Genomic DNA, 12,223 nt, shown 5'->3' on the forward strand with positions numbered 1-12,223 from the left:
GCCGGGACGGAATCTGTCCGTCGCGCGGGCTAGGGTGTGGCGGTGGGTGTTGACGTACGGGAACTGCTGGAAGCTGCCGTGGCCGGGATCGCCGGACAGACACGGCCCGGGCAGGTGGAGATGGCGCAGGCCGTCGACACCGCGATGCACGAGGGATCGCATCTCCTCGTCCAGGCAGGCACCGGCACCGGCAAGTCCCTCGGGTACCTCGTGCCCGCCCTGGTGCACGCGATCGAGGACCGCCGCGTGGTCGTCTCCACGGCCACGCTCGCTCTGCAGTCCCAGCTGGTCGACCGGGACGTCCCGGCGCTCCTCGACGCCACGGAGAAGCTGCTGCCGCGCAGACCGGCGTACGCGATCCAGAAAGGGCGGAACAACTACGCCTGCCTGCACCGGATCCGCGAGGGCGCGCCGGACGACGACGGCATGCTCGTCGATGTCCCGCCGTCGGGGGAGATCGGCCGCCAGGTCGTCGAGCTGCGCGACTGGGCGGAGCAGCAGCTCGCCGACGGCGAGGCGGGCGACCGGGACCACGCCCCGTCGCACCAGTACCAGGCCTGGCAGCAGGTCGCGATCAGCGCGCGCGAGTGCCTCGGCGCCCAGAAATGCCCGTACGGCGAGGAGTGCTTCGCCGAGAAGGCCAAGGAGCAGGCCCGCAAGGCCGACATCGTCATCACCAACCACGCGCTGCTCTCGATCGACGCCTTCGAGAACCGGACCGTCCTGCCCGAGCACGACGTGGTCATCGTCGACGAGGCGCACGAGCTGCCCGCCCGGGTCACCGGCGCGGCCGGCGACGAACTGTCCCCGCAGATGGTCGAGCGTGCCGCCAAGCGGGCCCGCCGGTTCGTCGACGACGACAAGGCCGACGACCTGATCGACGCCTCCGACGCCCTCCGCGCGGCGCTCGACGGCACCCGCGAGGGCCGCATCGAGCCGTCCAACGCGCCGGTCCTCGAGGCCGCGGGCCTGGTCCGCGACGCGGCCCGCGCGCTGTACTCCGACCTGAACAAGAAGTCCGACGACAAGGACGACGACCCGGACGGCGCCAAACGGCAGTCGAAGGGCGCCGTCAAGGAGATCTTCGACGTCGCCGAACGCGTCGCCGCGCTCAGCGACGCCGACGTGGTCTGGATGATCGACCGCGACCGCTTCGGCCGGGAGCTCCGGATCGCCCCGCTCACCGTCGCCGGCCTGCTCCGCGAGCTCGTCCTTCGCGACCGTACGGCGGTGCTCACCTCGGCGACGCTGACGCTCGGCGGCGACTTCGACGCGATCGCCCGCCAGGTCGGGCTGCGGCCGTCCGACAAGCTCGCCGACGACGACGAGATGCCGGACCTGGACGACTCCGGCGAGACCGGCCCGCTGCCGTGGCGCGGGCTCGACGTCGGCTCCCCGTTCGAGTACGAGAAGCAGGGGATCCTGTACGTCGCCAAGCACCTGCCGCCACCGCACCGCGACGGCCTGGGCAAGAAGCAGTTCGAGGAGATCATCGACCTGATCACCGCGGCCGGCGGGCGCACCCTCGGCCTGTTCTCGTCGCGGCGCGCGGCCGAGGCGGCAACCGCGGCGGTCCGCGAGGCGACCGACCTCAAGGTGCTCTGCCAGGGCGACGCACAGCTCGGCGAGCTGGCCCGCGAGTTCGTCGAGGACCCGGAGACGTCCCTGTTCGGCACGCTGTCGCTGTGGCAGGGCATCGACGTACCGGGGTCGACGTGCAACCTGGTGATCATCGACCGGATCCCGTTCCCGCGCCCCGACGAGCCGCTGATGGCGGCCCGGCAGCGCGCCGTCGACGAGGCAGGCGGCAACGGCTTCATGGCCGTCGCCGCGACGCACGCCGGCCTGCTGCTCGCGCAGGGCACCGGCCGCCTGATCCGCCGCAGCACGGACCGCGGCGTGGTGGCGATCCTCGACCCGCGCATCGTCACCCAGCGGTACGGCGGGTTCCTGCGCGCCTCCTTGCCTCCGATGTGGCCGACCGCCGATCGTGAGAAGGTGCTCGGCGCCTTGAAGAGGTTGCAGTCCGCATGAGTCCCGTGGCCGGTCCGCCGGTGCTGCCGATGATGGCGGCCCTGGGCAAGATGCCCTCCGGGGCGGGCTGGGCGTACGAGCTGAAGTGGGACGGCATCCGCGTGATCGCCGAAGTGGACGACGGCGTCTGCCGGCTCTGGTCGCGGAACAGCCACGACGTCTCGGGTGGGTACCCGGAGCTGATCGGCCTGGCGGAGGCGCCGGGCCTGCGGCATCCCGCCGTACTGGACGGTGAGATCGTCACCCTCGACGAGCACGGCGCGCCGTCGTTCGGACTGCTGCAGCGCCGGATGCACGTCCGGGATCCGCGCCAGCTCAGGCATCTGATCACCGAGGTGCCGGTATCGGTGCGGCTGTTCGACCTGCTCCGCCTCGACGGCAAGTGGTTGCTAGAGGCAACGTACGACGACCGGCGCGGGCTGCTCGAGTCACTCGACCTCGACGACCCGTTCTGGGAGGTGCCGGCCGCGCTGACCGACGGCGAGCAGGCGCTCGAACAGTCCGCCGTCCAAGGGCTCGAGGGCGTGGTCGCGAAGCGCCGCAAGTCCCGGTACCTGCCGGGCAAGCGCAGTTCCGACTGGATCAAGGTGAAGCCGGTGCTGACCCGGGACGTCATCCTCTGCGGCTGGCATCCGGGGGAGGGGAACCGGGCCGGGCGGATCGGGTCCTTCTACTGCGCGGCGTACGACGGTGACGAACTGGTGCTGATCGGCAAGGTCGGTTCCGGGCTGGACTTCGCGACGCTGGAGATGCTGAGCGCCGAGCTGACCGGTCTGGAGATCGACCGGCCGGCGTTCGACCCGTCGGGGATCCCCACGACCGACCGGCGACGGGCGCACTGGCTGGACCCGGTGCTGGTCGCCGAAGTGACCTATTCCGGCTGGGGCGGCGACGGTCGGCTGCGGCATCCGGTCTGGCGCGGTCTACGGCTCGACATCGACCCGGAAACGGTCCTCGCCGAGCGACCGTGAATACATTTCACGACATGCTGACGAGCCGCGGAATTGTTCGAAATGCGGTGAATATCCGGCGTCGCTGAGACGCTTTCTGTTCAACTGTCGCAGCAAATCGGGTATTTCAGTCGTTCGATTCCCGGGACGGGGCCGGGACCGCCAGCGCCGCCTCGATCTTGTCGGTCAGCTTCTCCGGGGCGTGGGTGGGCGCGTACCGCGCGATCACCGCGCCGTCGCGGCCGACCAGGAACTTCGTGAAGTTCCACTTGATCCGGCCGCCGAGCAGGCCGCCCTGCTCGCGTTTCAGCCAGTTGTACAAGGGGATCGTCCGCGCTCCGTTGACGTCGATCTTGGCGAACATCGGGAACGTGACGTGGTAGATCGTCGAGCAGAAGTTCGCGATCTCGTTCTCGTCGCCGGGCTCCTGGTGGCCGAACTGGTCACAGGGGAAGCCCAGTACCGAGAAGCCCTGCCGGCGGTAGGTCCGGTAGAGCTTCTGCAACCCCGTGTACTGCGGGGTCTGGGCGCACTGCGACGCCGTGTTCACCACCAGGAGCACCTGGTCGCGGAAATCGGCAAGAGACTGTTCATTGCCTTCGATCCGCCGCGCGCTGAAGTCATAGACAGTCGTCATGTCTCAATGCTGACATGACACGCCCGACTTCGCGCGCCGTCCGATATGTCAGACTCGGCGCAGAACTGTTACGACCTTTCCGAGAATGATCGCGTCCTTGCCGTCGATCGGCTCGAACGCGGGGTTGTGTGGTAGCAGCAGGATCTCGGTCTTGGTCTTCTTGAACGTCTTCACGGTGGCCTCGCCGTCGATCATCGCGGCCACGATGTCGCCGTTCTCCGCGGTCGGCTGCTGCCGGACCACGACCCAGTCGCCGTCGCAGATCGCCGCGTCGATCATCGACTCACCCTTGACCCGGAGCATGAACAGCGTGCCCTCGCCGACCATTGCCTTGGGCAACGGGAAGACCTCTTCGATCTCCTGCTCGGCGAGGATCGGCCCACCGGCGGCGATCCGGCCGACCACCGGCACGTACGCCGCGTCCGGGTGCGCGTCGCCGGCGTCGGTCTCGTCGTACGCCGTCTGCCGCACCGGTCCGAGCGCCGCCCGGCGGGCCGCGGCGTCCACCTCGCCCGGGTAGCGGACCTCGATCGCGCGCGGCCGGTTCGGGTCGCGGCGGAGCAGGCCCTTCTGCTCGAGCACGCGAAGCTGGTGCGACACCGAGGAGGAGCTGGTCAGGCCGACCCGCTCGCCGATCTCGCGCATCGACGGCGGGTAGCCGCGGCTGTCCACCGACTCGCGGATCACGTCCAGCACCCGCCGCTGGCGCGGCGTCAGCCCGGTCGCGTCGGCCGGCCCGTCGGGCAGCTCGGCCACGGTCCGGTCCTTGTCTGCAGCCTTGCCGGTCATCTTGTCCGTGCCCCCGCCCGTAGTCGTGTCCGCCACCTTGCCCGCGGTCTTGTCCGCGCCAGTGCGCTCGTCCTTGCTGGAACCGCTCGGCGTCCTGGCCATCGCTGGTTGCTCCTCGGGTCGGGCCGGCGATCACCCACCGGCCGAAGCTTGCTCGACTGAGATGACCGTAGACCGAATCCTGAGATTCTTCAAACATCTGTTCGAAGGCGTGTCGCTTCGCAACTTTGTTCGGGTTTCGAGTTATAGAGCGCACGCGGGCAGCTTCGGCGTCAGGGAATTTCCTGGGCGTGTCCCGGTTGGAGATGGTTGCGCGACGAGCGGCTGTCGGTTAATCATTCGTACAGGCGTTCGATCGAACAGGTGTTCGGTCCGGTCGAACGGCCCGCCCTCCGAAAACTGTCGGAGGCGGCCGATAGACAAAAACCAGCACCGCAGAACGCGCCCCGACCGAGGTCTTGGAGGATCCGATGAGCACAGCAGCTCTAGCGCCCAACGCGCCGTCCCCGTCGCCGGTGCCGGCGCCGGCAGGTGCGCCGCGGCGGCGGACGCGGGTCGAGGGTGCGTCCACCGATCGGATGCCGGTGCGCGCCTGCTCCGGCGAGGAGCTCGGCCGCCACGCGCAGCACCACCGCCGCATCGACCTCGAGCCCACCACCCTCCGCCTGACCCGCCGCGGCCGGATGCTTCTGACGGCAGTCTCGGTCCTCATCTTCGGCGCCGCGGTGCTAGTCCTGGGCCTCCGAGTCGCCGGCGTCCTCGAGCCCGGCCCACGCTTCACCCACACCGTCCCGGTCCAGGTAGCCCCCGGCCAAAGCCTCTGGTCAATCGCCCAGTCCACCAACCCCAACCAGGACCCCGCGATCGTCGTGGAAAAGATCGCCAACCTGAACAACCTGACCACCCCCACCGACATCATCCCCGGCCAAACCCTCCAAATCCCCATCGCCCGCTGACCACCCCACCCGCACCTGAGCGGCGCACCCGCGAGCGGCGGAACTGTCGACGGCGCGGTTCTAGTGACTGTTTGGGGACTGGTGGTCGAGGGCTGATAGCAGCTGTGGAATCAGTGGGTTTGAGTCGGTCGTCCGCCAGGCGGCGGCGACTCGGGTGTGGGTGGGGTTGGGGTCGAGGTTGCGGTAGGCGACGTCTTTGAGGCGGATTCGGCGGATACTGTGCGGGGCGAGTGAGACGCCCAGGCCGGATTCCACGAGGGCGCAGATCGTCTGCCATTCCACCGCGTGCTGAACGACCCGAGGTGCGAAGCCGGCGTCGATGCACATGCCGGTGATCTGGTCGTACAGCGGCGGTCCGACGGCGCGCGGAAGCAGTACGAATGGGGAGTCCGCCAAGTCCGCGACTCGGATCGTGCGTTGTGCCGCGAGCGGATGCGTCGAAGGCAGAACGGCCACGAACGGTTCGGTCAGCACGGTCTGGAAGTCGAGCTCCGCGTCATCGGCCGGCGGTTCGCGCAATAGGCCGACGTCGATGGTCCGGTCGCGCAAGGCGGCGAGCTGGGGCGTGGTGGTCATCTCCTGGATGTCCAGGTCCACGGCGGGGAATCGTTCGCGGAAGGTTCGCAGCAGCCCCGGAAGGACGGTGAACGCGAGCGACGCCGCGAAGCCGATCCGTAGGCGTCCGCCTCTTCCGCTTCCCGCCTGCCGCGCGGCGGTCAACCCCGCGGCGAGGTCGGCGAGCGCGTGTTGGGCGGCCGGTAGAAGTTCGCGACCCGCCGCCGTGAGGCTGATCCGTCCCGGCTCACGGATGAACAGCGCGTACCCGACCTTGTCCTCCAGTCGGCGGATCTGCTGGCTCAGCGGCGGCTGGGCGATTCCCAGGCGAGCAGCGGCATGACCGAAATGGAGCTCCTCGGCCAGTACGACGAACGCGTGCAGCTGCGGCAGTGCAAGTTCAGGCCGTTCCATATGCCTAGAGATATCACTCCAGGGTTGTAGAGCTATTAGACGTATCGACGACTGGTCCCATAGCGTTCGGCGCATGACGGAGCGACGTGCAATCCTCAGCGGTTCGACGTTCGAGGAGCAGATCGGGTATGCCCGTGCCGTGGTCGACGGCGACTGGGTCCACGTGTCCGGGACGACCGGTTTCGACTACTCCACGATGACGATCTCCGACGACGTCGTGGAACAGGCCGAGCAGTGCCTGCGCAACATCGAAGCCGCCCTGACCGAAGCGAAATGCACCTTCGCCGACGTAGTACGCGTGCGCTACCTGCTCCCCGACCGAAACGACTTCGAACCCTGCTGGCCCGTACTACGCCGCACCTTCGGCGAGGTCCGCCCCGCAGCCACCATGCTCATGTGCGGCCTGGCCGACCCCCGCATGAAGATAGAAATCGAGGCCTACGCCCGCCGCACCACCTAGCCCCGCAGCCGTACCTGCCATCCGCCCGTTAGTTGTTGGGGCGGAGGTCTAATACGGCTTGGTGGCGTAGCCCATGTACGAGATTTTTGTTGTTTTCACCTGGCCGATGTTCAGGGAGCGGCTCAGGTGGCCGGGGCTGATTGTGCCGCGGCGGGCTCGGGTGAAGTTTCGTAGTACGGCTAGTTTGTTGGCGCGCGTACCGAGGCCGGTGATTTCGCCCAGGCGGAGGCCGTGCCGGCGGAGGGCCTCTTCGAGTTCGGTCGGCTTGATGAACATCTCCCACGCGTGCAGTTCGGTGTCGACGACCCTGGTCAGCCGCCATTCCTGCATCACCTTGATCACCAGCACCTTCGACGCGAACGTCCGGTTGATGGTGTCGAAGAGGTAGAGCCCGTCCGGCCGCAGTACCCGCGCCGTCTCGGCGATCACCCGGTTCAGGTCCGACACGTGCTCGAGAACGTCGCAGCAGTACGCGATGTCGACGCTCTCGTCGGCGAGCGGCAGGTGTTCACCTGTCCCCACGACGTACTGCGCATCCAGCCCGGACGTGCTCGCATGCGCAGCAGCGGTCCGCACCGACACCTCCGACGGGTCGACACCGACCACCCGGCAGCCGAGCCGAGCGAACTCCTCCGCCATGAAGCCGCCACCGCTGCCGATATCGACGGCCCGCCGGCCGACCGGAGCCCGCCCGGTCCGCTCGAGCACCGCGCGGAAGTACGCGAACCGCCCAGGCGTGAAGCTGCCGTGCAACAGGTTGAGCGGGTTGTCCTCGTCCCACCAACTGTCGCCGATCCGGTTGTAGATCTGGTTGTCGATCCGTCGCGAGTGAGTAGTCATCGGCTACACACCTACGGCCTCTGGCGAGGCGGTCCCGGTCTCACGCTGTGGGCTGCCGGGTAGACGTTTCTCAGCCACCTGCCCGGTGTCCCGGGTCTTCTGGTCGGCTCCGCGTCCGTTTAATGTCTCCGTCCCACTGACGGCGACTGCCAGCGCGGCGAGGTTCCTTGCCGCGTTCTCATCACGATCCATCACCAAACCGCAGGATCCACACACGTAGTCGCGTTCGGACAGGAGCAGCTTGGCTTTCACCACTCCACAGCCCGAACAGGTCTTGCTGGACGGGAACCAGCGGTCGGCCAGGATCAGCCGCCCGCCGTTCCATTGTGTCTTGTATGCCAGTTGCCGCCGGATCTCGCCGAACCCGGCGTCCCCGACTCGGCGGGCCAGGCGGCGGTTCTCGAGCATCCCGGCAACATTCAAGTCTTCCACGACCACGATCCCGTACTCGGCCGCGATCCCGGTGGTGAACTTGTGGAGCGCGTCAGCTCGCCGGTAGGCCACCTGGTGGTGCACGCGGTTGCGGTGGGCCTTCGCGCGCCTCCACCTCTTCGACGGCGTTCCGCCGGTACGCCGGTCCGGACCGACCCGGCGGGATGCCCTCCGCGACAGCCTGCCGAGTTTGCGCAGTGCCGCGTCCAGGTGTCTCGGGTTCGGCACCGTCTGCGGTTCGCCGCCCGGTTCGGCCAGGATCGCCAGGGACTTGATGCCCAGATCCACACCGACCACCGCGTCCGGCCGTGCCGGGGCCCGCACGTACGGGTCCTCTTCGACGGTGAACGACACGAAGCACCGGCCGCGCTCGAACCGGATCGTCGCGGCCACGATCCGGGCGGTGCCGTCGACGAGTTCGGGTGCCGGTGTCTCGTGCAGCCGCACTCGTCCGATGCGCGGAAGGACGGCGTACCGCTCCTCGCACCGGATGACGCCGGTGGTGAACCGGCACGACTTGACCGCCCTGTGCTTGGACTTGAACCGCGGAAACCCCACCGGGCGTCCGGCCCGCTTACCCTTGCGGGAGTCGCTCCAATTCTTCAGGGCGGCGGCCAACCGGGTGAGCCCGGACGCGTAGGCCTCCTTGGAGTACTCTGCCCACCACGGCGCGACCGTCGCCTTGACCTCGTTCCAGGCCTTGCGCAGCGAATACATCGACCACGACATCGCCGGAGTCAACAGCTCCTCCGGGATGGCGTAGCTGGCTTCGGCCGCCCGCTGATCCATCACGGCCTTCACCTGTCCAAGACCCCAGTTGAACGCCTTCCGCGCCGCACCGCAGTGCCCATCCAGCAATCGAGCCTGGCGAGGCGTCGGATTCAGCGCGTACTTGTACGCCCGGAGCATCACAACACGTCTTTCTGCCGCCCGTCGACGGCGTGCCGCACTCGAGAACCGGCGGTCCCAGCACCACGTCGCGAGATGCGGCGCCGTTTGGGTTCGGACGCGAGACAGTTGCCGTCCAGGTTGGCATCGTCAGGCATACGAGCAGTCTTCACGGCCCTACCGACAGAAAACAGGGGTCGGTCCGCCTGCTCGCCGCCGTGCCCGATCAAGGCGTTTTCGCGCGCCATTCGTCCTCGAGCAGCGCGTACACGTACTCGTTCGCCCACTCGCCCTTGAAGTGCAGGGCCTCCAGATGATGCGCCTCGCGCCGCATCCCAAGCCGCTCCAGCAAGCGCGCGGACGGCAGGTTCCGGTCGTCCAGGATCGCGACGATCCGGTGCAGCCCGAGCTCCTCGAAGCCGACCCGCAGCATCTCCCGCGCAGCCTCCGCCGCCAGCCCCTTGCCCTGGTACGCCGAGTGCAGCGCGAACCCGATCTCGCCCTGCCGATCCGCCTCACTGGCCCACTTCAGCAGTACTTCGCCTATGACGGTCCCGGTCTCGCGCAGTTCGATCGCCAGCACCAGCCACTGACCGGCCGCGGTCAACTCGCCCTGCGGCAACTTCCGCTCCAGCGCGGCCCGCGTGGCCTCCCGGTCCCGCACCGGCCACGGCGTGTACCGCACGACGTCCGGCAGCGAGTGGAACGCGAACAGGTCGTCGAGATCGTCCATCCGGTGCGGCCGCAGCTCCAGACGCTCGGTCAGCAGGGGATACGCAGGTCGGAACATCGCACCTTCCTCGGCTACTCTGTCTAACGACGTTAGACAGTACCTCCCACGGATGGCGAATGACCAGACGCGACCCTTCGTCCCACGCCGCGGCCGGTGTCACCGTCGCCGCGATCGCCGACGCGGCCCTGGCCGTGATCCGCGCAACCGGCGTCGACGGCCTCACGATGCGCGCCGTCGCCGAACGCCTGCACGTCCGCGCCCCGTCGCTGTACCACCACGTGCGCAACAAGTCCGAGCTCCTCGACCTGGTCGCCCGGAACGCCTTCGACCAGTTCGCCGCCGACAACACGGCGTACGGCGAACTCAAAACCGTCGACGAGTGGATCGACCTGACACGCTCCGGCTCGCTGGACCTGCGCGCGTTCTACGCCGACCATCCCGGCCTCGCCGGCCTGATGCTGTCGAAGGCAACACCCGACCGCGATCTGGGCGAGGGCTCGCGCGCCGAACTCGTCCGCGCGCAGATCGACGCCCTCGTGCGGATCGGCGTACCCGAGCCCGACGCGCGCCACCTGTTCGAGGTCACCGCGCGCTGGAGCCTGGCGGCTGTCGTCGCGGAGCCGGCCGACGGCCGGGACCTCTTCGCGGACGGCCTCGAGTTGATGCTGTACGGCGTACGCGCCCGGCTTCTCGAACTACTCAGCTGACGGTCCGCAGCCACAACTCGGCGTACCGCTTGGCGTCCACCGCCGTGGCGACCTGCACCACCGGTGCCGGCCCCTGTGGATCGCTCGCGACGTCGAGCGCGTCCCGCGTGTCGACAATGGTCCTGCCGCGCGACCAGCCGCCGGACAACTCGATACGCACCGGCAGCGGGCGCGTCGTGAGCCCCGACGGATCAATCACCGCGCACACCGCGCCGCCGTCGCCGATGCTCCCGCCGTCGGACTGGTACCGCTCGCTGCGCTTCTCGATCAGCTTGCAGGCCAGCTCGGCCGACGGCGACCCGCTGAGCGCGCGGGCCTGCTCCAGCGTGACCACGACGTCGTAGAAGACGTCCAGCCCGTACATCGTCACCGGGACGTCGAGATCGCCGGCCGCGGCCAGCACGATCGCCGCCGCCTCCGGATCCGTCCAGACGTTGAACTCCGCCGACGCGGTCGCGTTGCCGATCCCCGCGGACCCGCCCATGAACACGATCTCCTGCAGCCCGGCCGCCACTTCCGGATAGGTCCGCAGCAACAATGCGATGTTCGTCAGCGGCGCCAGCGGGATCAACGTCACGCGCTCACCAGTCGCGGCCGCGTCCCGCAGTACGTCGCGGAGCAGCTCGACCGCGTGCCGCGGATCCGTCGGCCGCGTCGAGCGCGGCCAGTCGAGGTCCCCGAGCCCGTCCTCGCCGTGGACGTGCCGCGCCGACCGGACAGGCTGGATCAGGGGTACGGCGGCACCGCGCGCGACCGGGACATCCGGACGTCCCGCCGCCTCGAGCACGGTCAGCGTGTTGCGCACCACGTCGTCGATCCCGACGTTCCCGCCGGCACACGTCACGGCCTTCAGATCGAGGTCCGGATGCCGGGCCGCCAGCAACAGCGCGCAAGCGTCGTCCAACCCTGTGTCGACATCGAGAATCACCGGCTTCATGGCGTCCATCCTCACATCCGGCACCGACGATCACGCACTCGCGGAGGCCGTAGTTTGCGCCTCCGGAGGCCCTTCGTGGTGGCGCCACGCGGGAGTACACGGGGCCGCGCGGGTGTTGGAACCTGTGACACGCGCGGGCAACCGGAGCGTGCTTGCAAACTGTCGGAGCAGCGATCTAGGATCCCTATATCTAGTGGTTACACGGGTGTAATTTTCCACAGGTAGTGGTTGGTTGCACACAGGTTCTACACAAGTTGTCCCCAGGCCGATCCACAACCCACCCCCGCGGGGTGGTCACGGGAGGAGTGTTCGCCGTGCACTGTCCGTATTGCCGGCACGCCGACTCCCGAGTGGTCGACAGCCGGGTGGCCGAGGACGGCGGAGCGATCCGGCGCCGGCGGCAGTGCCCGGTCTGCGAGAAGCGGTTCACCACCGTCGAGCAGATGCAGCTCACGGTCGTGAAGCGCTCCGGCGCGACCGAGCCGTTCAGCCGCGAGAAGGTCATCAACGGGGTCGGGAAGGCGTGCAAGGGCCGGCCGGTGAACGCCGACCAGCTCGCGCGGCTCGGCCAGAAGGTCGAGGACGCGCTGAAGGGCAGCGGCTCGCCGGAGGTTCCCGCGCACGAGGTCGGACTCGCGATCCTCGGGCCGCTGCGGGAGCTGGACGAGGTCGCCTACCTGCGGTTCGCGAGCGTGTACCGGCAGTTCGAGTCGGCCGACGACTTCGAGACCGAGATCGCGCTGCTGCGGGCCGAGAAGGAGCCGCAGGGCACCGAGCCGGGCCAGCTCAAGCCGACCCAGTAGACGTAAACCGGGGGAACGAAAGGTAGTTCCGGCAGTAGCGGCGTTACGCAGTACTCCAACGGGGCGGTCCCGACAGACCGCGGTAGTA

General features: G+C 68.7%; 14 protein-coding genes. 6 read left to right on the forward strand and 8 right to left on the reverse strand.

Features of this window, described 5'->3' with window-relative positions; translation table 11 throughout:
• The first annotated feature begins 36 nt into the window (after positions 1-36).
• Positions 37-2,034, forward strand: a complete 1,998-nt coding sequence (locus ABN611_RS25430) for an ATP-dependent DNA helicase (RefSeq protein WP_350274738.1) — start codon at positions 37-39, stop codon at positions 2,032-2,034.
• Positions 2,031-3,005 carry a non-homologous end-joining DNA ligase gene (gene ligD / locus ABN611_RS25435; protein WP_350274739.1) on the forward strand — a complete coding sequence of 325 codons (975 nt, stop codon included), beginning with the start codon at positions 2,031-2,033 and terminating at the stop codon, positions 3,003-3,005. Before ABN611_RS25430 ends, ligD begins: the two co-directional genes overlap by 4 nt.
• Before the next feature lie 106 nt (positions 3,006-3,111).
• Here the strand turns inward: ligD and ABN611_RS25440 are convergent, their stop codons facing one another.
• Together ABN611_RS25440 and lexA are read right to left on the reverse strand one after the other, a co-directional pair.
• On the reverse strand, positions 3,112-3,621 hold the full coding sequence (locus ABN611_RS25440) for a glutathione peroxidase (protein ID WP_350274740.1): 510 nt from the start codon (positions 3,619-3,621) through the stop codon (positions 3,112-3,114).
• Between the two features lie 48 nt (positions 3,622-3,669).
• Positions 3,670-4,512: a transcriptional repressor LexA gene (lexA, locus tag ABN611_RS25445; protein ID WP_350274741.1), complete on the reverse strand. Its 843-nt coding sequence runs from the start codon at positions 4,510-4,512 to the stop codon at positions 3,670-3,672.
• 368 nt (positions 4,513-4,880) lie between these two features.
• On the opposite strand from lexA, the gene ABN611_RS25450 reads away from it, so the two are divergent.
• Positions 4,881-5,366: a LysM peptidoglycan-binding domain-containing protein gene (locus ABN611_RS25450; protein WP_350274742.1), complete on the forward strand. Its 486-nt coding sequence runs from the start codon at positions 4,881-4,883 to the stop codon at positions 5,364-5,366.
• 60 nt (positions 5,367-5,426) lie between these two features.
• Here the strand turns inward: ABN611_RS25450 and ABN611_RS25455 are convergent, their stop codons facing one another.
• Positions 5,427-6,410, reverse strand: coding sequence for a LysR family transcriptional regulator (locus ABN611_RS25455; protein ID WP_350274743.1), 984 nt, complete (start codon positions 6,408-6,410; stop codon positions 5,427-5,429).
• Between ABN611_RS25455 and ABN611_RS25460 the strand changes: the two genes are divergently transcribed.
• The gene (locus tag ABN611_RS25460; protein WP_350274744.1) at positions 6,409-6,795 is read left to right on the forward strand and encodes a RidA family protein; all 387 of its coding nucleotides are present in this window, start codon (positions 6,409-6,411) and stop codon (positions 6,793-6,795) included. The two genes, ABN611_RS25455 and ABN611_RS25460, sit on opposite strands and share 2 nt — an antisense overlap.
• 48 nt (positions 6,796-6,843) lie before the next feature.
• Here the strand turns inward: ABN611_RS25460 and ubiG are convergent, their stop codons facing one another.
• The 4 genes from ubiG to ABN611_RS25480 all read right to left on the reverse strand — a co-directional run bounded on the left by ubiG (position 6,844) and on the right by ABN611_RS25480 (position 9,745).
• Entirely contained in the window at positions 6,844-7,635 is a 792-nt protein-coding gene (ubiG, locus tag ABN611_RS25465; RefSeq protein WP_350274745.1) for a bifunctional 2-polyprenyl-6-hydroxyphenol methylase/3-demethylubiquinol 3-O-methyltransferase UbiG, read from the reverse strand.
• Between the two features lie 3 nt (positions 7,636-7,638).
• On the reverse strand, positions 7,639-8,976 hold the full coding sequence (gene tnpB, locus ABN611_RS25470; RefSeq protein WP_350274746.1) for an IS607 family element RNA-guided endonuclease TnpB: 1,338 nt from the start codon (positions 8,974-8,976) through the stop codon (positions 7,639-7,641).
• Entirely contained in the window at positions 8,976-9,113 is a 138-nt protein-coding gene (locus tag ABN611_RS25475) for a hypothetical protein (protein WP_350274747.1), read from the reverse strand. The genes tnpB and ABN611_RS25475 overlap by 1 nt, the downstream gene beginning before the upstream one ends.
• A 68-nt stretch (positions 9,114-9,181) precedes the next feature.
• Positions 9,182-9,745 (reverse strand): GNAT family N-acetyltransferase, encoded by a 564-nt coding sequence (locus tag ABN611_RS25480; protein WP_350274748.1) that lies wholly within the window; start codon positions 9,743-9,745, stop codon positions 9,182-9,184.
• A gap of 59 nt (positions 9,746-9,804) precedes the next feature.
• Between ABN611_RS25480 and ABN611_RS25485 the strand changes: the two genes are divergently transcribed.
• A complete protein-coding gene (locus tag ABN611_RS25485; protein ID WP_350274749.1) occupies positions 9,805-10,395 on the forward strand; it encodes a TetR family transcriptional regulator in 591 nt (196 codons plus the stop codon).
• Here ABN611_RS25485 and ABN611_RS25490 read toward each other — a convergent pair.
• Positions 10,388-11,332, reverse strand: a complete 945-nt coding sequence (locus ABN611_RS25490; protein WP_350274750.1) for a nucleoside hydrolase — start codon at positions 11,330-11,332, stop codon at positions 10,388-10,390. The two genes, ABN611_RS25485 and ABN611_RS25490, sit on opposite strands and share 8 nt — an antisense overlap.
• Positions 11,333-11,646: 314 nt before the next feature.
• Here ABN611_RS25490 and nrdR point away from each other — a divergent pair, with 314 nt between their 5' ends.
• Positions 11,647-12,135, forward strand: a complete 489-nt coding sequence (gene nrdR, locus ABN611_RS25495) for a transcriptional regulator NrdR (protein WP_350274751.1) — start codon at positions 11,647-11,649, stop codon at positions 12,133-12,135.
• Positions 12,136-12,223 lie beyond the last annotated feature (88 nt).

Source organism: Kribbella sp. HUAS MG21 (assembly GCF_040254265.1).
Classification (GTDB): Bacteria; Actinomycetota; Actinomycetes; order Propionibacteriales; family Kribbellaceae; genus Kribbella.